At 56.2% G+C, this 25,821-nt stretch carries 24 protein-coding genes; 10 read left to right on the forward strand and 14 right to left on the reverse strand.

Annotation, left to right across the window (positions count from 1 at the left end):
- Genes KUC_RS08560 through KUC_RS08575 form a run of 4 tightly spaced genes read left to right on the forward strand, consistent with a single transcriptional unit; the run spans position 1 to position 5,254 of the window.
- Positions 1-753 carry an HpcH/HpaI aldolase/citrate lyase family protein gene (locus KUC_RS08560; RefSeq protein WP_050804821.1) on the forward strand — a complete coding sequence of 251 codons (753 nt, stop codon included), beginning with the start codon at positions 1-3 and terminating at the stop codon, positions 751-753.
- Positions 750-2,480, forward strand: a complete 1,731-nt coding sequence (locus KUC_RS08565; protein ID WP_040479973.1) for a thiamine pyrophosphate-binding protein — start codon at positions 750-752, stop codon at positions 2,478-2,480. Before KUC_RS08560 ends, KUC_RS08565 begins: the two co-directional genes overlap by 4 nt.
- Complete coding sequence (locus tag KUC_RS08570; protein ID WP_040479975.1) at positions 2,473-3,729, forward strand: Zn-dependent hydrolase; 1,257 nt, start codon at positions 2,473-2,475, stop codon at positions 3,727-3,729. Before KUC_RS08565 ends, KUC_RS08570 begins: the two co-directional genes overlap by 8 nt.
- A 22-nt stretch (positions 3,730-3,751) precedes the next feature.
- A complete protein-coding gene (locus tag KUC_RS08575; protein WP_007112780.1) occupies positions 3,752-5,254 on the forward strand; it encodes an aldehyde dehydrogenase in 1,503 nt (500 codons plus the stop codon).
- A gap of 9 nt (positions 5,255-5,263) precedes the next feature.
- Here the strand turns inward: KUC_RS08575 and KUC_RS08580 are convergent, their stop codons facing one another.
- A complete protein-coding gene (locus KUC_RS08580; protein WP_050804822.1) occupies positions 5,264-6,250 on the reverse strand; it encodes a LysR family transcriptional regulator in 987 nt (328 codons plus the stop codon).
- A gap of 412 nt (positions 6,251-6,662) precedes the next feature.
- Here KUC_RS08580 and dctP point away from each other — a divergent pair, with 412 nt between their 5' ends.
- From dctP to KUC_RS08600, 4 genes are read left to right on the forward strand one after another with little or no spacing between them, the layout of a single operon-like run.
- Positions 6,663-7,640: a TRAP transporter substrate-binding protein DctP gene (dctP, locus tag KUC_RS08585; protein ID WP_007112782.1), complete on the forward strand. Its 978-nt coding sequence runs from the start codon at positions 6,663-6,665 to the stop codon at positions 7,638-7,640.
- 8 nt (positions 7,641-7,648) lie between these two features.
- Positions 7,649-8,158: a TRAP transporter small permease gene (locus KUC_RS19080; protein ID WP_050804823.1), complete on the forward strand. Its 510-nt coding sequence runs from the start codon at positions 7,649-7,651 to the stop codon at positions 8,156-8,158.
- A gap of 2 nt (positions 8,159-8,160) precedes the next feature.
- Positions 8,161-9,465 (forward strand): TRAP transporter large permease, encoded by a 1,305-nt coding sequence (locus KUC_RS08595; protein WP_007112784.1) that lies wholly within the window; start codon positions 8,161-8,163, stop codon positions 9,463-9,465.
- Positions 9,466-9,481: 16 nt separating this feature from the next.
- Positions 9,482-10,153 carry an RraA family protein gene (locus tag KUC_RS08600; protein ID WP_040479978.1) on the forward strand — a complete coding sequence of 224 codons (672 nt, stop codon included), beginning with the start codon at positions 9,482-9,484 and terminating at the stop codon, positions 10,151-10,153.
- Between the two features lie 18 nt (positions 10,154-10,171).
- Here the strand turns inward: KUC_RS08600 and KUC_RS08605 are convergent, their stop codons facing one another.
- From KUC_RS08605 to KUC_RS08660, 12 genes are all read right to left on the reverse strand, one after another.
- Complete coding sequence (locus KUC_RS08605; RefSeq protein WP_040479981.1) at positions 10,172-11,038, reverse strand: carbohydrate ABC transporter permease; 867 nt, start codon at positions 11,036-11,038, stop codon at positions 10,172-10,174.
- On the reverse strand, positions 11,035-11,919 hold the full coding sequence (locus KUC_RS08610; RefSeq protein WP_007112787.1) for a carbohydrate ABC transporter permease: 885 nt from the start codon (positions 11,917-11,919) through the stop codon (positions 11,035-11,037). Before KUC_RS08610 ends, KUC_RS08605 begins: the two co-directional genes overlap by 4 nt.
- Positions 11,920-11,982: 63 nt before the next feature.
- A complete protein-coding gene (locus KUC_RS08615; RefSeq protein WP_007112788.1) occupies positions 11,983-13,263 on the reverse strand; it encodes an ABC transporter substrate-binding protein in 1,281 nt (426 codons plus the stop codon).
- Between the two features lie 45 nt (positions 13,264-13,308).
- Complete coding sequence (locus KUC_RS08620; RefSeq protein WP_040479986.1) at positions 13,309-14,436, reverse strand: ABC transporter ATP-binding protein; 1,128 nt, start codon at positions 14,434-14,436, stop codon at positions 13,309-13,311.
- 160 nt (positions 14,437-14,596) lie between these two features.
- A complete protein-coding gene (locus tag KUC_RS08625) occupies positions 14,597-15,367 on the reverse strand; it encodes a class II aldolase/adducin family protein (RefSeq protein ID WP_007112790.1) in 771 nt (256 codons plus the stop codon).
- Between the two features lie 15 nt (positions 15,368-15,382).
- Complete coding sequence (locus KUC_RS08630; RefSeq protein WP_007112791.1) at positions 15,383-16,198, reverse strand: ABC transporter permease; 816 nt, start codon at positions 16,196-16,198, stop codon at positions 15,383-15,385.
- A 10-nt stretch (positions 16,199-16,208) separates the two neighbouring features.
- Positions 16,209-17,051 (reverse strand): ABC transporter permease, encoded by an 843-nt coding sequence (locus tag KUC_RS08635; protein WP_007112792.1) that lies wholly within the window; start codon positions 17,049-17,051, stop codon positions 16,209-16,211.
- Positions 17,052-17,065: 14 nt separating this feature from the next.
- Entirely contained in the window at positions 17,066-18,175 is a 1,110-nt protein-coding gene (locus tag KUC_RS08640) for an ABC transporter substrate-binding protein (protein ID WP_007112793.1), read from the reverse strand.
- Positions 18,176-18,231: 56 nt separating this feature from the next.
- Positions 18,232-19,371 (reverse strand): ABC transporter ATP-binding protein, encoded by a 1,140-nt coding sequence (locus KUC_RS08645; RefSeq protein ID WP_007112794.1) that lies wholly within the window; start codon positions 19,369-19,371, stop codon positions 18,232-18,234.
- A 39-nt stretch (positions 19,372-19,410) separates the two neighbouring features.
- The gene (locus tag KUC_RS08650; RefSeq protein WP_007112795.1) at positions 19,411-20,187 is read right to left on the reverse strand and encodes a hypothetical protein; all 777 of its coding nucleotides are present in this window, start codon (positions 20,185-20,187) and stop codon (positions 19,411-19,413) included.
- Positions 20,184-21,212: an isopenicillin N synthase family dioxygenase gene (locus tag KUC_RS08655; protein WP_007112796.1), complete on the reverse strand. Its 1,029-nt coding sequence runs from the start codon at positions 21,210-21,212 to the stop codon at positions 20,184-20,186. Before KUC_RS08655 ends, KUC_RS08650 begins: the two co-directional genes overlap by 4 nt.
- Positions 21,212-22,039, reverse strand: coding sequence for a phytanoyl-CoA dioxygenase family protein (locus KUC_RS08660; RefSeq protein ID WP_007112797.1), 828 nt, complete (start codon positions 22,037-22,039; stop codon positions 21,212-21,214). Before KUC_RS08660 ends, KUC_RS08655 begins: the two co-directional genes overlap by 1 nt.
- A gap of 118 nt (positions 22,040-22,157) precedes the next feature.
- Here KUC_RS08660 and KUC_RS08665 point away from each other — a divergent pair, with 118 nt between their 5' ends.
- On the forward strand, positions 22,158-23,066 hold the full coding sequence (locus KUC_RS08665; RefSeq protein ID WP_040479988.1) for a LysR substrate-binding domain-containing protein: 909 nt from the start codon (positions 22,158-22,160) through the stop codon (positions 23,064-23,066).
- Between the two features lie 38 nt (positions 23,067-23,104).
- On the opposite strand, the gene KUC_RS08670 is transcribed toward KUC_RS08665, so the two are convergent.
- On the reverse strand, positions 23,105-24,544 hold the full coding sequence (locus tag KUC_RS08670; protein WP_007112799.1) for a sigma-54 interaction domain-containing protein: 1,440 nt from the start codon (positions 24,542-24,544) through the stop codon (positions 23,105-23,107).
- A gap of 272 nt (positions 24,545-24,816) precedes the next feature.
- On the opposite strand from KUC_RS08670, the gene speB reads away from it, so the two are divergent.
- Complete coding sequence (gene speB / locus KUC_RS08675; RefSeq protein WP_040479990.1) at positions 24,817-25,767, forward strand: agmatinase; 951 nt, start codon at positions 24,817-24,819, stop codon at positions 25,765-25,767.
- Positions 25,768-25,821: the final 54 nt, after the last annotated feature.

Consider the following 25,821-nt stretch of genomic DNA (forward strand, 5'->3'; position numbering starts at 1 on the left):
ATGGCTCATGGTACGTTAAAACACTGTAGAAGCTGGCTTTTTGTGCCGGGTCATGACGCCGAGCGGCTTGCCGATGCGTTGGCTTCCAGAGCCGACGTCATCGTCGTCGACCTGGAGGAGTTCACCCCGTCAGCGTCACGCGATGCGGCCTGTCAGGCATTCGCCGATGTGGCCGATAGCTGTCGGCAAAATGGGTGTTTGCCCATGGCGCGTATCAATGCCCTCGACAGGGGAGGGCGGCACGAACTGACATCACTGATGGGAGGCGCTCCCGCTGCCGTTTTCTTGCCCCAGGTTGATGAGGCCAACCAGTTGGAAGCCCTTGCGTCAGCACTTGATGGCGAAGAGAGGCGTTGGGGCATGCCGCGGGGAGCCACTGCCATCGTCCCGACCCTGGAGAGCCGCTTGGGGGTCGAGCGGGCTGATGACTTGCTGCGGGCCAGTCCGCGCATTGCCGCGGCACTGCTCGGCACCGGTGACCTGGCACGAGTCCTCGGGCTCTCGGCCGAGGAACGTAGTGCCGCGCTGGCTCCTTTCCGCCAGCGTTTCCTCAGGAGTTGCCGTGATGCCGGCGTCCTGGCCATCGACGGCCCGTGGCCGGAGACGCAAGGGTTCGACGCCGACCAGGTCTGGTCGCGCCAGTGCGGCTTCCGGGCGCGTTGTGTCGTTGATACTCGCCAGGTCGAGCCGCTGCATCGGCTGGTACCCCCCCTGTCTTCCTTAACCATTCGTCCAAAGAGACCCCGCACATGAGCCACTCCGCCCTCCCTTCCCGTAACGGGGGCCAGATCCTGATCCAGCAACTGCGCCAGCATGGTGCCCGACGTGTCTTCCTGGTCCCAGGAGAGAGCTACTTGCCGTGCATTGATGCTCTCAATGAGCATCGTGGTGCCATCGAGCCCATCGTCTGTCGCCAGGAGAGCGGTGCCGGCTACATGGCCGAGGCCTATGGCAAGCTGACCAATGAACCCGGAATCTGCTTCGTTACCCGCGGCCCCGGTGCCACCAATGCCTCGATTGCCGTGCATACCGCCTACCAGGATTCGACGCCGATGATTCTGTTCATCGGGCAGGTCGGCAATGACTTCATCGAACGCGAGGCCTTTCAGGAAATCGATTATCGGCGCATGTTCGGCCCGATGGCCAAGTGGGTGGCGCAGATCGACGACACTGCGCGGATACCCGAATACATCGCCCGTGCCTACTCGGTTGCGACCAGCGGGCGCCCCGGCCCAGTAGTGCTGGCCCTGCCGGAAGACACGCTGTGGGGAAAAGCGTGCGTGGCCGATGTGGCGCCCAGGCCCCGCCTGCATGGTTACCCCAGTCAGCAGCAATTGAGCGAGTTGCACCAGCATCTTGAGCAGGCCGAACGGCCGTTCCTGTTACTGGGGGGCAGTGGGTGGACCGAGTACGCCCAGCAGGAGATTGCCGCGTTTGCCGAACGCTATGCGCTTCCTGTCGGTGTCGCCTGGCGCCGCCTGGAATGTTTCGACCACCGTCACGAGAATTTCGTCGGCCATGTCGGCAACGGCATGCATCAGGCACTGCGTGAACGGCTCGAGGCGAGCGATCTGATCATCGCGTTGGGCACGCGGCTGGGGGAGCCCACCACCGAAGGGTATAGCTGGATCGAGTCGCCGGTGCCGAGCCAGACACTGGTTCATGTCTACCCCGACCCCGAAGAACTGGGGCATGTCTATCGTCCCGACCTCGCCGTCAATGCCGATGTCGTCGGTTTCTCGACAAGCCTGGCGACACTGGCCCCCACGAGGCCGCCAGCCTGGCAGCAAGAGACAACTACCGCACGGCAGGCCTATCTCGACACCCTGATACCGTTGGAGGCCCCCGGCCAGCTAAGCCTCGACATTATTACGAATACGGTGGATCGAATGCTGGACGGGCAAGGCTGCATCACCGTTGGTGCCGGTAACTACGCGCTCTATGCCCATCGCTATATCCGTTTTGGCGGGCTCGGCAGTTCATTGGCGCCCACGGTTGGGGCAATGGGTTACGGCCTGCCCGCAGCCATCAGCAGCAAGCTTGAATATCCGCAGCGAACGGCCGTCTGCTTTGCCGGTGACGGATGTTTCCAGATGAATTTGCAAGAGCTCGGCGTGGCCCTGCAATACCGCCTGGGTATCGTCATCCTGTTATTCAACAACGGCATGTGGGGCACAATTCGCGCCCACCAGGAGCATGATTTCCCTGGTCGTGAAATAGCGCTAACTTTCACCAACCCCGAGTTTGATTCGCTGATCAGGGCATATGGTGGGCAAGGAGAGATCGTCGAGGATGATGCCGTCTTCGAGGCTGCCTTCGCCCGTGCTCTGACCTTTACCGAGCAAAATCAATTACCCGCCTTGATTGAGCTGCGCTACGACGCTGATGGCATCGCACCAGGAAAACGTCTCAGTGCGATCCGCGCGGCGGCACTCGAACGTAGGGATTCCGCGATGGCACAGGAGCGCTCCCATGACTGAGCCTTTATCCACCACTCTGCGTATCGATGGACAACGACTGTGGCGTTCTTTGATGGACCTGGCCGAAATAGGCGCTACCCCCAAGGGAGGTAACTGCCGGCTGGCATTGACCGAAGAAGATCGTCTTGGACGCGAGCTGGTCACCGGCTGGCTACGCGATGCCGGCATGACGCTGGGGGTCGACCAGATGGGGAATATCTTCGCCCGCCGTGCCGGACGCCGCGACGATCTGCCGCCGGTGGCCACCGGCAGCCATCTTGATACCCAGCCCACCGGAGGCCGCTTCGATGGCTGTTACGGTGTTCTCGCCGGTCTTGAAGTCATGCGCGTTCTCGATCATCACGGCATCACCACCGAAGCGCCGCTGGAGGTGGTGATCTGGACCAACGAGGAGGGGTGTCGGTTCGTGCCGGTGATGATGGGGTCAGGGGTGCATGCCGGCATCATTTCCCTGGAGGACGCCCTGGCCGCCAAGGATCGTGATGGTGACACGGTGGCCGCATCGCTAGAACGCACCGGCTACGCAGGTGATATCCCCATGGGTAGCCGTACCTTCGGTGCCTATATCGAATCGCATATCGAACAGGGGCCGGTACTCGAGGCGGAAGGTATCGCCGTCGGCGCGGTGACCGGTTCATTGGGTCTGCGCTGGTTCGATGTGGTGGTCACCGGCCAGGAAGCCCACGCCGGCCCGACCCCGATGCCCTATCGCCGCGATGCATTGAAGCGGGCCGCCGAATTGATAGGCGATATCCTGGCGCTGGCCGACCCCCATCAGCCCCACGGCCGTGTCACCTGCGGCGAGTTCGAGCTGTATCCTAACTCGCGCAATGTCATTCCCGGGCGGGTGACTTTCAGTGTGGATCTCCGCCACCTTGAGAGCTCGACACTCGAACAGATGGAGCAGGCCCTGCGTGATACCTGTGCCAGGCACGACGAGCCGGGCAAGGTGACGGTAGAGCTGCGTGACATACAGCGAGTACCGCCGACCCCGTTCGACGCCAACCTGGTGAACCTGATTCGTACCAGCAGCGATACGCTGGGCATTGCCTATCGTGATATCGAGACCGGTGCCGGCCACGACGCGGTATTCATCAGCCGCGTGGCACCCACCGCCATGATCTTCGTGCCCTGCGAAGACGGCATCAGCCACAACGAAAGCGAGAACGCCACGCCGGAGGATCTCGAGGCCGGCGCCAACGTGCTACTGCACACCATGCTGAGCAAGGCCGGAGTCGCTGCGTCCTAGCACCATGTACAGGAGAAAAGGTATGACCATACACGACAAAGCCTACTGGCAGGAGCTTGCCAGCCGACTGCAACCGACCACTCAAGCCTTCATCAATGGTGAGTTCGTCGCTAGCCGTGACGGCGCCACCCTGAGCGCCTACAACCCCGCCACTGGGCAAGTTTTGGCTGAAGTGACTGCCTGCGGTAGCGTGGATATCGATCGTGCGGTACAGGCCGCACGACGTGTCTTCGAAGCGGGCGACTGGTCGCGCTGCCCACCCCTGGAGCGCAAGAACGTCTTGCTGCGATTCGCCTCACTCATCGCTGCCCACGCCGAAGAGCTGGCGCTGCTGCAGACACTCGAAATGGGCAAGCCGATCGCCGATAGCCTGGCCTTCGACTTGCCGGAAACGGTACGCTGCGTCGCATGGTATGCCGAAGCCATCGACAAGCAGTATGACGAGATCGCCCCCACCGGCGAGGATGTCCACGCCACCATTACCCGCGAGCCGCTCGGCGTGGTCGCAGCCGTGGTTCCGTGGAACTTCCCGCTGATGATTGCCGCCTGGAAATTTGCTCCGGCACTGGCAATGGGCAACAGTATCGTGCTCAAGCCCGCCGAGGCTTCAAGTCTCAGTGCTCTGAGGCTTGCCGCGCTAGCGAAGGAAGCCGGCCTGCCGGACGGTGTGTTCAATGTCACGCCCGGCCACGGCGCCGTCGCTGGTGAAGCACTGGGCATGCACCCGCAGGTTGATGCATTAGCCTTTACCGGTTCCACCGCCACCGGCAAGCTCTTTATGCGCTATTCCAGCGAGTCCAACCTCAAGCGGGTGTGGCTGGAGTGCGGCGGCAAGTCCCCTCATTTGGTCTTCGCCGACTGCCCAGACCTGGATGCCGCCGCTCAGGCCGCCGCAGCTGCTATCTTTACCAACCAGGGGGAAGTATGTATTGCCGGCTCCAGGTTGTATGTGGAGGAGACCATCTTCGATGATTTCTTGCCGCGCCTAATTGCCGCTGCACGGGACATGCCGGCAGGCGATCCGTTAGATCCTGCGACGCGCATGGGGGCTCTGGTCAGCGCCGCGCATCATGCCAAGGTGCTTAATTATATCGAGCAAGGTCTTAGCGAAGGCATGACCTTGCATCACGGCGGGCGACACGCATCTCCGGTCGAGGGAGGATGGTACGTTGAACCGACGATTCTAGAGGGAGGCCAAACCGCCACCTCCATGCGTGAGGAAATCTTCGGGCCGGTTCTGGGCCTGGGCCGCTTTTCCAGCGAGGCGGAAGCTATCACGCTGGCCAACGACTCGATCTACGGTCTGGGAGCTGGGCTATGGACTAGTGACCTTGGCCGCGCACATCGCGTATCAAAGCGTCTGCAAGCCGGCTTGGTATGGGTCAATTGCTATGCCGATGGCGATATCAGCGTACCCTTCGGCGGTGTGAAGCAATCCGGGTTCGGTCGCGACAAGTCTCTTCATGCACTGGACAAGTATTCAGATCTCAAAACGACCTGGTTCAATCTGGCGTACAGCCGGTGATATCGCCAATCACAAGGGATGGTTGACATCAGGCGTTTCGTCGAACAACTCAAGCCCGGTGGTAAGACGTTCTTCGAGGGGCACCTTGCCCAGGGCATTGAGGAAGAACTCCATGAAGATGGTCTCGGCGTCGCTGAAACGAGCGTCCTGATGCCACATCACGTGCAGGTCGATTTCAGCGACGCCGTCATAGGGCGGAAGGGGCCACAGCCGACCTTCCGCCACATCCCGGAGCACCAGATGCTCGGGTAGACAACCAATACCCCATCCGGCAAGTACCATCCTTTGAATCTCCTGGAGGCTGCTTGACTGGCCTACGACGTTGCCCTTAAGCCCATGATGGGCACGGAACACCGCAAGCGAAGAGAGCACGCCATCGAGTTGCTCGCTGCCAAAAGAGACATAGTTTTCGCTCTTCAGGCTATCCATCGGCAAATTGTGTCGACCGAAAAGCGTGTGGCTTCTACCGCAATAAAGCCGGTATCGTTGCCGTGCGAGTATCTGACTGTTGAGGTTGCTCGGACACTGCAACGCCAGGCTGATACCCAGGGCGCCTTGACGCTGGGCCAATGCATGCTGCACTTCCTGGCTGGACATGTCCTCTATGCTGAACGTGATCTGGGGAAATTGCTGATGGAAACGTTCGAAAACGCTATCGAGAAACCGGCATTGAATTCCCGTGATGAAAAGTAGCGAAACATGGCCGACCACTTCCGGGTCAAAGTCTCCTACCGAGGCGGCTAGCCTAGCCACATTGGCATATATATCGATAGCTTCTCTATATACAAGTTGCCCTGCTTTTGTCACATTGAAACTATGACTGTCACGCTCTATCAAACGTTGACCTAGGCGCTCTTCTAAGCGTTTAAGGGACAAACTAACCGCGGGTTGAGATAAGTAAAGCCTATTGGCAGCCTTGCTGACACTCCCCTCTTGCACAATTACAATAAATGTTCTGAGAAGATTCCAGTCTAGTGTGTCATGGATAGGTCTCATAACGCCTCTCTATAACTTAAAATAGCATGTCTGATTTTGCGTCTAATTGTAAATTATTAGCTTAAATAAACTATAAAATGCTTAATATTAAATAATATAAAGCAATTATTTACTGCAATTACTTTATATTATTAATTTTTTACTTGCACTGTAATGGTGCTTTTAGTGTTTGTCTCAGCTCTTTTTGCGCCAATAAAGTGCTTTATCAATATTAATTAACATGGCTTCATGCAGCGTCGTGAGCTTTTTATGACTATAAATCTACTTGTATAAATTTTATTAATTTTAAACATAAAAAATAAAAAAACACTAGTTTGTTGGATTCTATTGACCGAACGTCAATGCCATGACTAGATTCAGTCACCTAATGCAAAAATCTTTAACTGATTAGTAAAACACAATGAGGTAAAAAATGAATCGCTCCCTTGCTGCAATTATTCTTATGCTAAGTGCATCACAAGCCATGGCCACCGAGTTGAGAATGCTTACCAGCTATGACCAGACCAGCGCCTATACTCGCGAAGTCGCTCAGCGTTACATCGAAAGAGTGGAAGAGGCCAGCCAAGATGATCTTACGATCGGCTTGAATGGTCCAGATGTCGTCTCACCCTTTGAACAGCTTCAGCCCGTCTCGGCCGGTGTGTTCGATATGCTTTACACTCATGGTGCCTATCATACCAACACCACTGGCGTAGGGGCCGCCATGGATGCCGTCTTCGTCGACCCTGATGCCACCCACGAATCCGGCCTCTGGGATTTTATCGATGAACATTACAATGAGCTTGGCCTCAAACTGATTGCGATTCCACCCCTGGGCAGCAGCGGCTTTCAATACGTACTCAAGGATCCCATCGAAGGTACACCTGGCCTGGAAGGACGTCGTATTCGCGGCAGCGCGACATACACCAGTACTACGCAAGGGCTGGGAGGTACCCCAGTGCTCATGTCCGGGGGCGATGTGTACTCCTCTCTTGATCGTGGGGTAATCGACGGGGCTGCCTGGGGGCTCAACGGCGTCGAGGATTTCGGCTGGGATGAAGTTGCGGGGTATTTCACCAAGCCGACCTTCGGCCAGACCTATACCTACCTATTCATGAACCTGGCGGCGTTCAATGCACTCGACGAAGCAGAACAGGCCGTACTGCTCGAGCAGGGCAGAGCGCTGGAAAACGAGACTGCCGGGATTCTCGATGAGCTGGCACTGCAAGAGTGGGAATCGCTGAAGGAAAAAGGCATGCAGGAAACGCACTTCCAGCCGGACGATGCCGAGCGACTAGATGCCCTGGTCAATGAAGGCATCTGGCAGCTGGGTATCGACAAGTCGCCCGAGGCGGTCGGTACCATGCGAGATATAGCTGAAAAGCACAACATGACAGCGACCTCCGAATAGGAATCACCATGCACTACCCGATAGCTAGACTTCATGATCGTATCACGCGATTCGGGTTCTATCTTGGCGGTGTCACCTTGTGTGGCATCGTCGCATGCTTCTGGATCGAAGTGGTCGCCCGTTATTTCTTCAACGCCCCGACTCTTTGGTCGAGCTCCTTGGTAGCCTATTTCCTCTGTATCGCGGTGTCACTGAGCATACCTGAACTGGCACGCACCAATGGTCATATCGCGATCACCGTGCTGCCTGAAAGGCTTTCGCCTGACAATCGGCAGCGATATGACCGGGTGGTCTCCCTGGCGGCAGGCGGGGTCTGTATTGTCGCCGCCTGGATCCTCATCCAAGAGACGCTCCGTCAATTCGGTGGTGGTACCACCACCGCACTTGGCCTGGATATCCCCAAATACTGGGTATCGAGCTTCATCTGCTATGCCTTTATCAATACCTCCCTGTATTTCCTGCGCCATGCCTTGTTCCCGGGCATACCCCATGACGGCAACGAGAAGCAGGAGGCTTGATCATGGAATGGTATATCTCGCTAGTCATCGCGCTCACCCTGCTGATGGGATTGTTTGCGCTGGGCGTGCCGATCTTCGTCGCCTTTCTCACCGTCAATGTCCTGGGGACCGTCTGGCTAATGGGTGGCGCAGGTTTCGGCCTGTTCGCCAACAGCGTATACAGCACCGTCACATCGGAAACGCTCACTACCATCGTGTTGTTCGTGTTGATGGGGGAGCTGCTGTTTCGGTCTGGCTCGATAGACGTCATCTTCGATGCGCTGGACACCCTGATGGGGCGCATGAAAGGGCGCCTGTATTTCTTTGTCATCGTGCTTGCCACCCTGTTCGGCGCCCTGTCGGGATCGGCCTTGGCGGTTACCGCGATGCTGAGTCGTTCGGCGCTGCCCACGATGCAGCAGCGGGGCTACGATGATCGTCTCTCCATCGGCCTGATCCTGGGCGGCGCCAGCCTGGCACCGATCATTCCCCCGAGCCTGCTGGTCATAATAATTGGCTCCATGGTGGACATCTCGATCGCACGGCTGCTGATCGCCGGTATCATCCCCGGCATCCTTCTGGCGGGGTTGTTTGTCGGCTACGTCATGGTAAAGCTGATGCTCAACCCCTCCCTGGCACCCGCTACCGACGAGAGTGGGGGCGGAACGTGGCGCGCACGCGGCAAGGCACTGCTGGACATGGCACCGTTCAGCATCATCATCTTCTCGGTACTCGGCCTGATCATGCTGGGGGTCGCCACGCCTTCAGAGTCTGCGGCCACCGGTGTGCTCGGTGCCATACTGGTTGCGGTCTACTACCGTCGTTTCACCCTCGAGATGGCCAAGCAGGCGATACTCTCGTCGTTGGGCATCAGCGCCATGATCATCGCTATCCTGGCCTGCTCGAAACTGTTCAGCCAGCTGCTCTCCTTCGCCGGGGCGACTTCGGGCCTGGTCGGGCTGGCCACCAGCCTGGAGCTTGATCCCGCATGGATGCTGTTGCTGTTGATGCTCGTGCCGTTCTTTGCATGCATGTTCATCGACCAGATCGCGTTCATGATGGTCGTCATTCCCATTTATGCGCCGCTGGTTAAGCTCTACGGCTTCGATCCGATCTGGTTCTGGACCCTGTTCCTGATCAACATCTCGGTCGGCAGCCTGACGCCGCCTTTCGGCTACAACCTGTTTGCGATCAAGGGCGGAGCGCCATCGGTACCGATGCAGACGATCTTCGCCGCCGCCTGGCCGATTGTCATCTGTTTCTTGTTCGGCATGCTAGTGCTGTTTTTCCTGCCCTCGCTCATCACCTTTCTGCCCAGCTTGATCTGATCACCAGGAGATACCCATGTATCACATTGCTCCGATGCCGACAGCGATCGACGCCCAAATCAGCCAGCAACTACACGATTGCGAGACGGCCACCATCGGCCACTTTCGGGAAAGCGGATTCGTCGACCCGGCTATCCGTTCGTTGCTTACCCAGACGCGGGTGGTGGGAACCGCCGTTACGCTTTCTCTGCCGCCCACGGATGGCACCCTGCTCAACCATGCGATGCGCTTGGTCCGGCCGGGGGATGTACTGGTCATCGACCGGCAAGGCGACAACCGGCACGCCTGCTGGGGCGGGGTCATGACTCAGGTAGCCAAGGGACTGGGGGTCGCCGGGGTCATCATCGACGGAATGGCGACGGATGCGCTGACCATCCGCGAGCAGGAGTTTCCGGTATGGTGTCGCGGCGTGTCGGCACTGACCACGAAGCTGGCAGGACTGGGAGGCACCATGAACTTGCCGGTGAGTGTCGGGGGGCTTGTCATTCATCCGGGCGATATCATCCTCGCCGACGAGAACGGAGTTCTGGTGGTGCCCGCCGACGAAGCGGAGGCTATTGCGGCGAAAGCCGTTTCGCTGCAAGAGCAGGAAAATGTGATACTGCAACGCGTGGCTCGGGGAGAGCGTTTGCCCGATATCAGCGGGGCCACCGAACTCGTCGATAAGATCAACCGCGGCGTGACGTAAGCCCTGATCAACCCGCCGTTACCGAATCCCCGCCCTTAAAAACGACTGCACAAACTGGCGCTGGAAGAGTAAAAAGGCGATCAACAGTGGGGCGATACTGAGCAGCGTTGCGGCGCTAACGGTGGCCCAGTTAACGCCGGTTTCTGGCGCAGAGAAAACGCCTAAGCCCACCGTTAACGGACGGCTCTCTACCGAGTTGGTGACCACTAGCGGCCAGATAAAGTTGTTCCAGTGGTGGCTAATCGAGACCAGGCCATAAGCCAAATAGGTGGGCTTGGCTAGCGGTACGTAAACCTTCCACAAAATTTCCAGCCAGTTGCAGCCTTCGATGCGTGCGGCGTCTTCAAGCTCCCGGGGGATAGTTTTAAACGTTTGGCGGAGCAGAAAAATACCCAGGGCGCTGGCGACATAAGGCAGGCCAATCCCGGTGATGGTGTTGATCAGCCCCAGCTCACTGGCGATGCGGTAGTTCTCGACAATCAACACTTCGGGAAACACAAACAGCTGAATCAACACCAGCATAAACAAAACGTTCTTGCCGGGAATCGGAAAACGCGCAAAGGCAAACGCCGCCAGCGTGCAGACGATAAACTGACCGATCACCACCCCCGTCACCAGCGCAAAGGTGTTCAGGTAGTAGCGGGCAAAGGGCGCCTGTGACCAGGCATCGGTGAAGTTCTCCAACGTCAGCGGGGCGAATATAGAAAAATTCACCATAAACTCGCTAGGGTGAAAAGCGGCCCAAAAGGCATACAGCAGCGGAAAGACCCAGATAACCGCCAGCAGCCAGGCGGCCACGGTTTCTAACGACGGAACGGAGACGTAACGAGGGCGGGGCGCATAGGTTTTTGAGTTCTTGGCATTTGAGCTCGTTGTGGTGTTCATTGGTAGTGCGTCCTGCGGTCTAAAATCGTGAACTTCAGTGTGGCGACTACCGCCAGTACCACCAGAATGACCACCGTAATGGTCGCCGCCGTGGTGCGGTCGAAGAACGAGAAGGCGTTCTCGTAAACGTAATAGAGCAACAGGTTGGTGGCGTTGTTGGGCCCACCCTTGGTCAGAATAAACAGGTGATCGACTACTCGTACTGAATTGATTAGCGAATTGATCAACACAAACAGCGTGGTGGGCATCAGTAGCGGAAAGGTGACCCGCCAGAAGAAGCTCCAGCGGCTGGTGTCTTCAAGATCAGAAGCCTCTTTGAGTTCCGGTGGAATACTCTGCAGCGCGGCCAGATAGAAAATCATAAAAAAGCCGGCTTCCTTCCACACCGACATCACGATCACCGAGCTTAACGCAACACTTGGGTCGCCCAGCCAGTTAACACCAGGAATTCCCAGCGCACCGAGCAGGCTGTTGAACAGGCCAATTTGCGGGGCGTAGAAAAACATCCAGATATTGGCGGCGGCGATCATGGGCAGAATCGTTGGCGTGAAATACGCCATGCGCACAAAGCCGCGACCCGGCAGCTTGCCGTTAACGAACAGCGCCATGCCCAAAGCTAGCGCGATAGACGTGGGGATGGTGCCCAGCGCATAGAGCAAGTTATTGCGCGCCACCTGCCAAAATGTCGGGTCGTCGAACAGCACCTGATAATTCTCGAGCCCTACGAATTCAGTGGGTGCGCCGCGAAAGCCAGGTAAAAATAGGCTATTAATGACCGTTGTCACGGTCGGTAAATAAGCAAAAGTGGTCAGCAGTAGCGCAGCGGGCAGCAGCAGAAGCGCGCCATAGAGCTGCATTTTGCGGTGGTTGGTGAATGACATAGTGACGTACCGCACGTTGGAAAAGCCGGGGCATGCCCCGGCGAATAACTACGTATTTAACGCTTAGCGGGCGTAGCGACGCAGCACGCTGTCGGCTTCTTGCTGCGCCTGACTAAGCGCTTCTTGCGGTGTCATTTGCCCGGTCAGCGCGGCTTGCACAGCGTTATCCAAGGCGCGGCGAATGCGGCCGCCCTGGTAGGTGGAGAGCTCCGCCGTGCCGTGTTCAAGCTGGTCGCGGGCAACCGCTGCCGGCGCGAACTCTTCTACGTAGCTTTGCAGCGCATCGGTTTCATAGGCGGCGGGGCTAACGCCCATATAGCCGGTTTCAATCGACCAGGCAGCGGCGCGCTCGGGAGCGGTCATCCAGCGAATAAAGGTCATCGCCGCGCGCTGCTCTTCTTGCGTGGTATCTTCAAAAATGTAGAAGTTGCCGCCGCCGGTGGGGCTGCCACGCTGGGTTTTCATCGGCAACATGGCGACGCCAAAATCAAAATCGGCTTCGCTACGCACGGCGGTCAGGTTGCCTGTGGTGTGCCACATCATCGCCGTGGACTCTTCAAGGAAGTTCTGGCGCAGCGTACCCCACTCGATGGTGCCGTCGGGCATGGCATTGTGCTCGGTGGTTAGCGATACCCAGTACTCCAGCGCTTCAACCGCTGCGGGGTCGTCGAAGTAGACTTCTGTGCCGTCTTCGCTCATTAGCCGGTGGCCGTTCTGAAAGGCAAAGGCCTGGAACATCCAGTAGGGGTAGCCGGTGGAGGGCACCATCACGCCCCATTGGTCGCCACCGGAAGCTTCGCGCACGGTAGCGGCCATTTCAGCCATCTGCTCCCAGTTCTCTGGGGGCGTTTCGGGGTCGAGTCCAGCGGCTTCAAAGGCGTCCTTGTTCCAGAACAGTACGATGGTGGAGCGCTGGAAGGGGATGCCATAGGTCTTGCCATCCAACTGGCCGTTTTCCATCAGTCCAGGATAGAAGCTGTCGAGCCAATCGCGTTCTTCGTCGGTTTCGATTAGATCATCGAAGGCGACGATGGCGTTCTGCTCAATCAGTTCGTAAAGGTCGATTGAGAACATGACCGACAGCTGGGGCGTATCACCCGCTTCCATCGCCGACATGGCGCGTACGCGGGTGTCGTCGTAGTTACCGGCGTAGATCGCTTCTACGTTGATATCGGGGTATTCGCTCTCAAACTCTTCCACCAGATTATCAACGACGTCAGTGAGGGCACCGCCCACCGCCACCGGGTAGTACATAGTCAGATCGACGCTATCCGCGTTTACCTGGGCGGCGCTTAACAAGCCCGCTGCCAGAGCGGTCATTGCAAAAGGGGTACGCAAACGCATAGGAGACTCCGCAATTGTCAGTACTGAAACAGGGTTAAAAAACGATTAGTGTTGGAAAGAGCCCACCACCGGTGGGCGAGGAATGCTGTGGGGTGAGCGGGGTAACGGGGTAGGCGTTAAGTCATCCCGTCGCAGGCCGTCAGCAGCAAACAGATGAGCATTTTCGCGTGCCCAGTAAAGGCGGCAAGGCTGGCCGGCAAGGGCGTGCTTACCGCTCATACGAACCCTTACGTTATGGTTGCCGACGGTCACATGGGCAATGGTATCGGCGCCCAGATATTCATCGCTGACCACCATCGCGGGTACGCCAGTCGTCGAAGTGGTGCTTAGCGCGATATCCTCCGGGCGGATGCCTAACTGTCCGCCGACGGCTTCTAATGGCGCCACTGGCGTGTGCGGCTCACCCACGATAACGGCACCCTCCTTGCCTGCTTCCAGCGGCAGTAGGTTCATGGCCGGGCTGCCAATAAAGCTGGCGGCAAAGGCACTGGCTGGGCGGTTATACAGCTCGTCAGGCGTGCCGTCCTGCACGATTTTGCCGTGCTGCATCAGAATCACACGGTCGCCCATGCTCATCGCTTCGACCTGGTCGTGGGTGACGTAAATCACTGTCATGTTCAGGCGGCTTTGCAGCGCTTTGATTTCCCGGCGCATATCACTGCGCAGCCGCGCATCCAGGTTGGAGAGCGGCTCGTCCATCAAGCAGATCGGGTGTTCGGAGATAATCGAACGTGCTAGCGCCACCCGCTGGCGCTGGCCGCCGGAAAGCTGGGCAGGTTTGCGGTGCAGGTAGTCGGTGAGATCGACCAGTCCGGCGACTTTGGCTAGCCGCTGGCGCTGTTCATCTTTGGGTACTTTGCGGCTGCGCAGGCCAAAAACAATATTGTCGGCAACGCTTAAGTGCGGAAACAACGCGTAGGATTGAAACACCATGCTTAGCCCACGATCGCCGGGCGGCAGGCGCGTTACGTCGCGCTCGCCAATATGAATTTGGCCGTCGCTGGCTTCTTCCAAGCCTGCGATCATACGCAGGGTGGTGGATTTACCGCAGCCGGAAGGGCCCAGCAGAATGACAAATTGCCCAGGCGTGACATCGAAGGAGATGCCATCGACAGCAGTGGTCGCGTCCCAACGTTTGGTGACGCGCTCCAGGCGGATACGCGATTGGCTCATAACACTCATCACCGGCTGTTGGTTGTTATTGATCCAGCTTGTGTTGAAGGTGTTGCCGTTTAATGACACTTACATGGATGGTTTATGACACCCGCTGTGTCAAGCAGAAAATCACTTGGCGACTTTAATGCCATAACGCTGAAGCCTGCGCACCACGCTTTCAGCGGCAGTAATCGTCATGCTGTGCTTCTATTAAACGCAGCGCTGCCTGCCAAGCCAATTCAGTGATCTCCTTTTCGTCTTCCGAATCAAACTGCGCAGCCGTATGGCGCTGAACCTCTTCGCTGGGGATATGGAGAGGCCGACCGCCGGATAGGGCTTGAACCTGAGCCTGGCAGGCGCGCTCTAGAAAATATATTTCCATAAAGGCCTCGGCGATACTTTTCCCAGCAGCCAGTAACCCATGGTTGCGCAGGATCATGGTCTTGTGTTTGCCCAGGTCTAGCACTAGACGTTGGCGTTCATCGGTATCCAGGGCAACGCCTTCATAGGCGTGATAGGCCAATTTGCCGTGGAACTTCAGCGCATGTTGGGTGAGTGGTAGCAATCCCTCTTGTTGAGCCGAAACGGCCATGCCTGCCGCCGTATGCGTGTGAATCACACAATCTAGCTCTGGCCGGGCGGCATGGATGGCAGAGTGGATCACGAATCCTGCCACGTTGACTCTGCCTTGCGGGTTAAGAGTGTCCACTACCGTGCCGTCATGGTCGATGCGAACGAGATCAGAGGCACGCATCAGCTCGAAGGGGATACCATAGTGATTGATCAGAAAGTGCTCTGGAGTATCGGGATGCCGAAGCGTTAGATGAGTATCAATCAAATCAGTCATGCGGTAGTAGGCGAGCAGCCTATAAAGTGCCGCCAACTCACAGCGTGCTTGCCACTCATTGTCACTAATGTGGTGTCGAACGTGAACAGGTATGTCGGTCATAAAAATCTTTTCAAGTCATGGGTGTTGCTGCCCTGCGCGCCAGCCTTGTATGGCCATACGCAGAAACAGCAGCGTCAAGGTTAAGATGATTAGTAAGGTGGAAATAGCGGCTACCACTGGGTCGACGTTGTCCCTTAGCCCGCTCCATATTTGGCGGGGTAGCGTAATGACCTCCCAACTGGTGATGAACAGTGTGACGGCAATCTCTTCCCAGGAGAGAATGAAACAGAGCAAAAAGGTCGTCAGCATGGAGAGGCGCAGGTTAGGGAGTAGCACCATCCAGGTGGTTTGCCAAAGGCCTGCGCCTAGATTGCGCGCCGCGAGCTCAATGCGCCGGTCGACCCGGCTGATAGCCACCAGCATGTTGATAACACCGAAAGGAACGATGAGCAGAGTATGGGCAAGAATCACTCCAGGTAGGGAGTCATAGCCAAGGCTGGGAGCGATGTGCGAAACGTTGGTGGTCATAAAGTAGAGCACCATGGCCGAGACAACAGGCGGTACGATCAGTGGCAACATACAGAGGCCGATCAGCCAGCGTGTCCACTGATTATTACGGTACCAAACCGCGATGACAAAGGCGGTGGATAGTAGGGTGGCCAGCAGTGCAGCTGAGATAGCAACGATAGCGCTGTTCATGATGCTACCAATCCACTCCGATGAGTTGAACAGTGCAATGTAGTGGCGTAGTGACCAGTCACCCTCGGGCATCGACAGATAGCGCTTGCCGGTGAATGACACGGGAATCACTGCCGCAAGGGGAAGCATTAAAAAACCCATAGTGATAAGCGCTAGGAGCTTGGCCAGCCAGCCGACCCGATAGATATTCATAACGTTCTCCTTAACCGACTAGTCGCTCGACCCGCGAAAACCGCATTAGCAGCCACACCAACCCGGAGACCAACACCAGCATCAATACGCACAATGCGGCTCCGATTCCCCAGTTGTAGGTCTGAAACATCTGCAAGAAAACGTATTCCGCCGCCATCAGTGTGCTACCGCCGCCAAGAATGGCGGGAATAATGAAAAACCCCAGGCAGAAGACGAACACCATTATGAAAGCGCCCAATAGGCCAGGCAGGGTTTGGGGCAGGAATATTGAAATAAACACTCGCAAGCGTGATGCGCCCAGCCCACGGGCGGCCAGCAACACCCGGTCATCAATCTGGCGCATCGAAGAGAGCAGTGGGAAGAAAGCAAACGGAACCATAAAATGCACCATGGCGATGATTACCCCCAGAGTATTGCGGGTTAGTGCTAAGGGGGAGTCGATCAGTCCCAGCTCCTGCAGCCAGCTGTTGACCAGGCCATTGTTGCGCAGCGCTACGAGCCAGCCGAAGGTGCGAACCAATACTGATATAAAGAAAGGCAGGAATATGCATAACTCCACCCAACGTTGCCATCGGGATGAACTGTAAAGCCAACAGTAGGCCATCAAAAAAGCCAGCAGCAGCGCACAGACACCTACAATGGTGCATAGATAGAGAGTGCGCCATAGCACGGCGTGTATCGAAGGGTCGTTCGCCAGGCGTGCATAGTTGTCTACTCCTAGCTCCGGCAGCGTCACGCTCCAGGTGACAATGCCGGCAAAAGGCACTACGTAGCAAAGCAGCAGTAGAACTGGCAGTGGCCACAACAGCAAACGGTACTGCCAACGTTCGGGAAGGCGGGTAATCATTTGCATGCCCTCACGTAAAGTTAGCCACCAGTGCGCGACAGAAATTGGTCGAGTACGCTGCCGTAGTGATCGGCGTACCACTCAATGTCGAGCTTGAATTGGCGAGCAAGATTGTCGACTGAACCACAGTTGAGCTCGATAAGCTCCTCGGGAATTAATGCTTCGGCAGCTGGGTTCGATGGCCCATTGCCCAACAGCTTGAGTAGCTCGATCTGGCCTTCTGGTTCCAGCGCATGATCGATAAAACGCATGGCGGGCTCTGCACCTGCCGGGTTGTCGCCAAGGACTGCCCAGCTGCTGGGAGTGACGCAGGCATTATCGTAGTGCCAGCCGACTCTACCTTCGGTATCGCGCTCGAGCACGATGGCTCGGGTATTCCATATCTGCCCGATGCTGACTTCGCCGTCGAGAAACAACTGCTGACTTTCCGCACCTGAGCCCCAGTAAGCCAAAATATGAGGGCGTAGCTCATCAAGCTTGTCGAGTGCTCTGGCTACGTCAAGCGGGTAGAGGTCCGCGACCACAACACCGTCAGCCAGCAAAGCTGCTTCGAGTACGCCATTCATCCATTTGTACATCGTGCGCTTGCCAGGGAAACGCTCAACATCCCAGAAGTCCGCCCAGGTTTGTGGGGCCGAATCAAAACGCTCCTTGTCCCATGCGATCACATAGCTATATAGGTAGCCCGCCACGCCGAACTCTGTGGCAAACTCTTCATTCACTTTGCTTCGATCAATGGTATTGAAATCGAGGGGCCGCATTAGGCCTTCGCGGCCCAGGGTCAGGGATGTAAAAGGCTCGGCATCCACCACATCCCAACTGGGGCGGCCAGAGGCAAGTTGTGCGCGAATCGCGCCTTCTGTCGGGCCGCTGCCATCAATGCGCACCGGAATACCGGTTTCGCGGGTGAAACTATCAGTCCAGGCTTGTTGATATGCATCAATAGCATCGCCGCCCCAATTGACGATAATAACGGGGCGATCCTGCGCCCAGCCAATACCACTGCGCATGGCAAGCGGTAATGCCGCTAGCATGCCTGCAGCCTTAAGAAAACTACGGCGGTCGATCTGGCCACGACGCGTCTTTTCGACAAGAAGCTCAATACAGTCCTGCTGATGTGTCTGATGCATGATGATTACTCCAGTGGGGCGGTGCGTAAGTCACGCTGTAAGTCTTCGGGTGTGTCTCAAGCCTCGATCACGATGCCGTCATCGACTGGCCAGTAAAGCCATAATGGGGAGCCTTTTCTGGCCTGGGCGGCCGGATGCGCGTTGGTAACACTGGTGGTCAATATATGACCCTGGGGGGTGGTAAGCGTCAGATCGAGACTGTGGCCTTGATAAGTGCGCTCTTTCAGCGTGGTCGCAAGGCAGTTGAAGCCCTCTCTCGCCGCTTCGTTATAGCTGAGCGCAATGTTCAGTTGCTCGGGACGGACGCCTAGCATCAGATTGTTGTGAGGAATATGGCGCAGATTAGTTGCCGTCAGCAGGGTGTCTTCGAACAGGCCGCTGACGCGCTGCCCGGAGCGCTCTGGTTGGCTTAACGGCAATAAATTCATACGGCCGAGGAATTCGGCAACAAAGCGGTCATGGGGGCGGGTGTAAAGTCGTTCCGGTGTATCCAGCTGAGCCAAGCGGCCCTGATTGAAGATGGCAATACGTGAAGAAAGAGCAAGCGCCTCACTCTGATCATGGGTCACGAAGACAAAGGTGGTCCCCATTTCCTGGTGTATACGTTTCATTTCCTCCTGCAACTGGCCGCGCAGGTTCTTATCGAGCGCCGAAAATGGTTCGTCGAGCAGTAGCATCTCTGGTTCGAAGACCAGTGCCCTAGCCAGCGCTACCCGTTGCTGCTGGCCACCGGAGAGAGTGTGAGGTTTCTTATGGGCGTGCTCGCTCAGTCCCACTGTTTCCAGCATGTGTTCCACGCGCTGGCGGCGTCGGGCGGCAGTCACGCCACGAATACGTAATGGAAAGGCTATATTCTCTGCAACGCTCATATGCGGAAAGAGAGCATAGCCTTGAAATACCATGCCGAAGTTACGCTTTTCGGCTGGTCGCTGAGTAAAGTCTTTCCCCGCACTTGTCAGGCGCCCGGCAGAGGGTATGCTGAAGCCCGCTAGAATCATCAGCAATGTTGTCTTACCGGATCCCGATGGGCCGAGTAAGGTTAGAAATTCGCCGCGTTGCACATCAATGAAAATATCGTCGAGAGCCAGCACTCTTCCATAACGTTTCTGAATGCCCTGTATGCTGATTTGTACGTCATCATGCAGAGCCGTGTCGCATACTGGCTCATGAGTAGGTGACTGGGAAAGGCTATTCATGACGGCTCCTGAGCGGTCCAAGGGAATAACGTTCATGGTTTAACCTGCAAATCCCGTACCAGAATTGGGCGGCAGCCCTAAGGAAGGGTCGGAAGTGCCCGGCTGTTGTAAGGAACTGCCTGGATAATGCTCTTCCAGTTGCCATCCAGGGATGAGTATCTCCCCCTGTCTATTGCACAGGTTAAGAGGTTGGCCTTCACGCCAGGGTAGGGTCGAGTGACGAATCAGGAAATTATTGTCAGCGCCATGCTCCGCATAGGAAATCTCACAACTGAGTAGTATTTGAGGGTCTTGCGATGATTCTTGCAGTAGTTCGGCAAGGGGGCGTGATGGCAGGACAACCGAGCGGCGTTCAATCAGCATGGCAAAGGTATCGATGACCAGCAGGCGTGCATGCCCATCTTCACGCAACCAAACATGTATATCTGGGTCTGTAGGCGTTAAGCGTTGCCACTCTTCTTCGTAAGCTCCGGAGGGAGCCCTTTCTATCATGCAGTGACCGTGCAACTCCATATCACCAGGTTCGGGAAAATCGACCACTGGTTGATAGCCCCATTCGCGTTGCCAAGTGGCTTGTCTGTCAAGGCAATGACAGTGTCCGGTGGCACCCTGCTGGTGCGCTAATGCTAGGTCATTAGCATGGGATGCACCGAGACTCGCTACACAAGGCCGGGTTGCCGGGATACGCAGATCGCCATAACAGCTAAGACCTTGTAGCCAGAACACCTGACTGGCAGTGTCACTGCTGCCATCGGCGTAGTCTATGCGCTTGCGCTGCCAGACGCCTTGCAGCCAACCAGGTACTGTTGCTGTCATGCTCCCGCTCCGTTGTCTTTCTGGCGGTGGGCATTGGTAGCATCAAGGCGTCCCACGAGGTGCTCACCAGCAACGGTATCGGGATAATGAGGCGGGTTGTTGGTGCTTGAACAGTGAGGTAAGCAACTGACGATGGTGTGATAGTTGCAGCCACAGAAAAACGGCATCGAGTAGCGCTCGTTGCGGGAACGGTTATAGACACGATGAACAGTGGATGCAAAGCGGTCGTTGGTCCAGCGTGCCATCATGTCGCCGATATTGACTACAAAAGTGCCTTCAATGGGGGGCACAGCGATCCAATCTCCAGCGGCATTTCGGGCTTCAAGTCCACCGTTGTTATCCTGAGCGAGAAGGGTAAGGCATTCATAATCGCTATGAGCGCCGATACCCACTCGAGGTTCACCCTCGTGCGCCGGATAGCGGATCAGGTTGAGTTGTGCCATCGGCTTGTCAATTTTGTCGTCGAAGAAGCACTCGTCGATGCCGATAGCCAGGGCGAATAGGCGGAAAAGCTCCTTCGATAAGGCTGACATTTCCTGATAATAACTGTAAATCGTTTCGCGAAAGCCGGGCAGGTCACGGGGCCAGGTGTTCGGGCCATACATGATGATGCCGTTAACGAAATCGGGATCATCTGCCGGTAGCTCAAGCCCTATCTTGAAAACTTCCTTACTATCCGCAGCGTAGGCATCAAGTGTTTCTTCACCAATCCCAAGATACCCTCGATGGTTTGGTAGCTTGCTGATATGAATCTCATTCTTACGTTTTATAGGCAGCGCAAAAAAGCGTTTGGCCTCTGCCCATGCTGTCGAGATCTTGTGACTGTTGACGCCATGGTTGGCAACATAGAAAAAGCCTATTTTTTCGCAGGCGAGACCGATTTCATCAGCCACCGCTTGACGTGATACGGAGGTGGCATCAGGGCCGATAGCAGGGGCAAGATCAATGACAGGTACCGCAGTAAAGTTGCGGCCTTTTTCGCGAGCTAAGCGATCAGGATTGGGAGCGTGTACTGAACTAGACATTAAAAAATCCTCGGGAAAGTGGTACAGGCCAGCGGTGCGCCAGGGAGCAAGCCGTCGCCCTTGATCGGAGGTGCGAGGTCACTCGCTATTTCAATGTAGTGAGCATCATCACCCGCCCAGCATGTGGACAGTACCCGGCGGGGGTGGGGAAGTGGGTTGCCAGGGGCGCGATGTAATGTGCGGGCATGAAATGCAAGGCAGTCCCCAGGTTGTAGTGACCAACTGACGATATCCTCGTCGCTACAGCACTGGGTGATATCAGGTATGACTGGGCGCCCATCGCGGCTACCATCGAAAGCGCTTTCATCGGCGAAAGGGACGGCAGCATAAAGGGTATTCCAGCGATGCGAGCCACGCACAAATTCTAAAGTATTGGCTGAACTGACAGCGTCTAGAGGAGCCCAGATCGTCAATGCTTGGTCGCCACCTACACACCAATAAGATTGATCTTGATGCCATGGCGTCGGCTTGCTGGAGCCAGCATCCTTCACAAGCAGGAAGTCATGATAAAAGGTCACACTCTGAGAGTTCATTAGTTGACCGGCTAGTTTCGCCAGCGGGCCTTCAAAGGCAAACTCACAGAAGCTAGGCCAGCGTTGCCAGAGCATGACATCACCAAAGAAAAAACCGGGCTCATTAGGGGTGCCAAAACGGAAGTGGTGAGGACTGCCCTGTTCAATAGCATCGCTGGTGCCTTCTTTAAGCCGATTCAGCCAGCTTTCATTCAGGACATTGCGTAAGCATACAACCCCATCTTGTGAATACTGTTCAAAGATGCGCGCATCATCAGCAATAAAGCTCTGTGCTGAGTTGGTAGTGGCTTGCATGACGGCCTCTCTCTATTTCGCTGTTCTCAAATTCACGCTGCTAACAACTTTTAGGTTGGCAAAAGATAGTCGATAATAAAATTCATATTTTTTGTCTTTATATGTGAGGAAAATTTGCATGAGGCGATCGTTACCTCCCTTAAATGCATTACGTGCTTTCGAAGCGGTGGCACGTTTACAGAGCCTCAAACAGGCTGCTGAAGAACTGCACGTTACTCACGGAGCGGTGAGCCATCAGTTGAAGACACTTGAAGAGTCGCTAGGGATAGTGCTGTTTCATCGTGATCGCCGCCAACTGCGACTCAATCAGGCAGGACTGGTCTACTCTCGTCAGGTGCGGGAAGCTCTGCGACTGATCGCGGAAAGTACTATGAAGCTCGGGCTGCCTAGCGTTGAAGGCCGGCTGCAAATCGTCTGTGCTCCTACCCTGGCCACCAAATGGTTAGCCCATCAGCTGAAAGCTTTTCGCAATGCTTTTCCCGATATAGATCTGACAGTTGTGCCACAAAACCTTGATGATGAAGGGGTAGCGACTCAAGATTATGATGTGGCGGTGGTTTATGGGCATGGAGAATGGGATCGTAAGCATGTGAAGTTGCTGGCTAATTTCAATATGACGCCGGTTTGCCATCCACTCTTTTTTACTACTAACGATCAGCCGCACCAGATTAGTGACCTGCGGGGGGATTGGCTGCTACATGAAGACGATGGCGGTAATTGGAAGCGCTGGTTAGCAAGAGCAGGGGCGGATGTTCATGATATTGAGCGTGGCACCCATCTTTGGGGGGCGCACTTGACTCTGGAGTCTGCCGCAGCAGGCTTTGGTGTGGCTCTGGGTGACCGGATTGTCTGCGCGCAGGACTTTGCTCGTGGTCATCTTGTGCGGCTATTCGATGCCGAGGTGCCAGCACCCCACGCCTATTATTTGGTATGTGCAACACACCGGGTGGATGAGCCGCGTATTATGCTGTTTTGTGACTGGATAGAGGCGCGTATTGAGCGCACTTTGGCGGGGAAAAAGACTTGATAAGCACAGTTTGATGGACTTGGATCACAGGTTTGGCGTCAATCTGGTGGAATGAATGATCGCTGGGGAGCGCGTATGCCATAACGCTGAAGCCTGCGCACCACGCTGGATTGGCTTATGCCCAGACGTTCGGCAATGGCGTAGGTGCTGGGGAGTGTGTTGCACAGCTCTTCAAGCGTTTCTCGCTCCAGCCGCGCTAGGTACTGCTTGAGGCTTTCCTGGGGCTCGAGTGCTCCTGCCGAAGTGACTGGCGAGGCGCTCGGTAAACTGGCTGGGTGCTGCTCGGCGTGGGGGGGCACGCCGGGCACCTCGATTTGATCGGTGGGGCTGGAAAGCCAGGCTCGCTCTAGCCAGTTCTCCAGCTCGCGGACGTTACCCGGCCATTCACTGCCCATTAACGTCGACCAAACGCGGGTATCGAGGATTTTTTGTCGTCCATAGCGCTGGTTCAGTCGGCTTAAACAGGCTTCAACGAGGTCGGGAATATCCTCCCGGCGGTCACGCAGTGGCGGCAGGGTGACTGGGATCACATTGAGGCGGTAGTAAAGATCGAGACGAAACCGCCCGGCCTCTACCTGTTTTGCCAAGTCTTGGTTGGTGGCCACGACCAAGCGAAAATTCACCTTGCGTGCGCGGGTGTCACCCAGTCGGGTCAAACTACCATCCTGAATCACCTTGAGCAGTTTGGTTTGCATTAGCAGCGGCAACTCGCCTATTTCATCCAGAAACAGCGTACCGCCCTCGGCCTGTTCTAACAGGCCGGCTTTTCCCTGCCGCGCGGCCCCGCTAAAGGCGCCAGGCTGGTAGCCAAACATCTCGGACTCAAACAGATTCTCGGGAATCGCCGCGCAGTTAACGTCAATAAAAGGGCCGTCGCAGCGCTGGCTCCAACGATGTAGCTGTTTGGCAAAGGCGGTTTTACCCACGCCTGATTCACCCAGCATCAGCACATTGGCATCTGAAGGGGCGACCCGCTTGAGCAGCAGCGCAATTTCGCGCATCACGCTGCTTCGCACCTGTAAATTATCCAGCGCATCATCCAGCGCCTGCTCTTCCGCATCCGGCGCTGCTTGGCTACGCTTTAAGTGTTCGCTAAAGCGTTTTTGCAGCAGCGCGTATTCGTCTTGGAGTAGCTGTAGGTCGGTTAAATCCCGCGAGCGGCTGATAATACGTTCCAGCTTGCCGTCGACGAACACAGGGTAGGCGTCGGCAATCACCCGGCGGCCTGTTCCGGTGACCTGCATAAGCTGGGCAGGCCTGCGGGTTCGCATCACTTCCATGGTGATGGATGGCTTGAGCACTCCGGCAGCTTGCAGTTGTTGGACACTACTGGAGAGCAGCTCTTCCCGCGAAACGCCGTAAACCGCTTCGGCTCCTGGGCTAATATCGATTATTTGCCCATCGCCACTGACGATAAAAAAGTGGTCGTTTGCGGTCTCCACAATGGTTTGCAGCACGCGCCTGTCTATTTCACTCATTTAATTTCACTCGTCCGATTTCATCCCTCTTATGGCAATCATAGCAGCCAACCCTCTTGAGTGATTCATTTGTGAATTGCAGATGCAAAAATGAATTAATTAAGGTTTTATTCAAGTCATTTTTGCATTGCTTGGTCGGTAAACCCTTCTATTTACCGACATCTACGACTTGGCATGGTCTGTGCATTATTTAAAGGAAATAGCTAAGAAAATGCCTTAGAAACGATGCGTAAACCGCACGAAAACGCCACAACAAATCCAAGGAGATGTTTATGTCAGAGTTTAATCAGCCCCTGGGCGGCAACACTATGCCGCGCTTTGCAGGCCCCGCCACCATGATGCGCCTGCCTACCCAAGAAACTGCCGAGGGGTTGGACGCGGCATTTATTGGCATCCCTATGGATATCGGTACGTCAAACCGTCCCGGCACGCGACTTGGCCCACGTCAGATCCGCGATGAGTCGCGCATGCTGCGCCCCTATAACATGGCGACCCGCGCGGCACCGTTTGAAAGCCTGCAGGTGGCCGACATCGGCGACGTACCCATCAATACGTTCCATTTGCCGAAAAGCGTCGACATCATCACCGCTTTTTATGATGACGTGCTGAAACATGACTGCATTCCGTTGACCTTGGGCGGTGAACATACGCTCACGCTGCCTATCCTTCGTGCCATGGCGAAAAAGCACGGCCCGGTAGGGCTGATCCATATCGATGCCCACGCCGATGTAAACGAGCACATGTTCGGCGAGCCGATTGCCCACGGCACGCCGTTTCGTCGTGCCCAGGAGGAGGGCTTACTGGCCCACGGCAAGGTGGTACAAATCGGCCTGCGCGGTACTGGCTACGCTGCTGAGGATTTTGACTGGTGTCGCGGTCAGGGCTTTCGCGTCGTGCCCGCCGAAGAGTGCTGGTACCGCTCGCTGGCTCCATTGATGCAAGAAGTGCGCGAGCAAATGGGCGATATCCCGGTTTACATCAGTTTCGACATTGACGGCTTGGATCCTTCCGTTGCCCCCGGTACCGGCACGGTGGAGATGGGGGGACTGACCTCTACCCAAGGCTTGGAGCTTGTTCGCGGTGCTGCAGGGCTGAATATTGTTGGCTGCGATCTGGTGGAAGTATCGCCGCCTTACGACCCTAGCGGTAACACTGCATTAATGGGCGCCACGCTGCTGTATGAAATGCTTTGCGTGCTGCCGGGCGTTAAACGCAGCGATTAACGCCGACCGAATAGCTAACAAATAAATATCTATCAAACAAAAAAAGCGCCGACC

This window comes from Vreelandella boliviensis LC1 (genome assembly GCF_000236035.1).
Taxonomy (GTDB): domain Bacteria; phylum Pseudomonadota; class Gammaproteobacteria; order Pseudomonadales; family Halomonadaceae; genus Vreelandella; species Vreelandella boliviensis.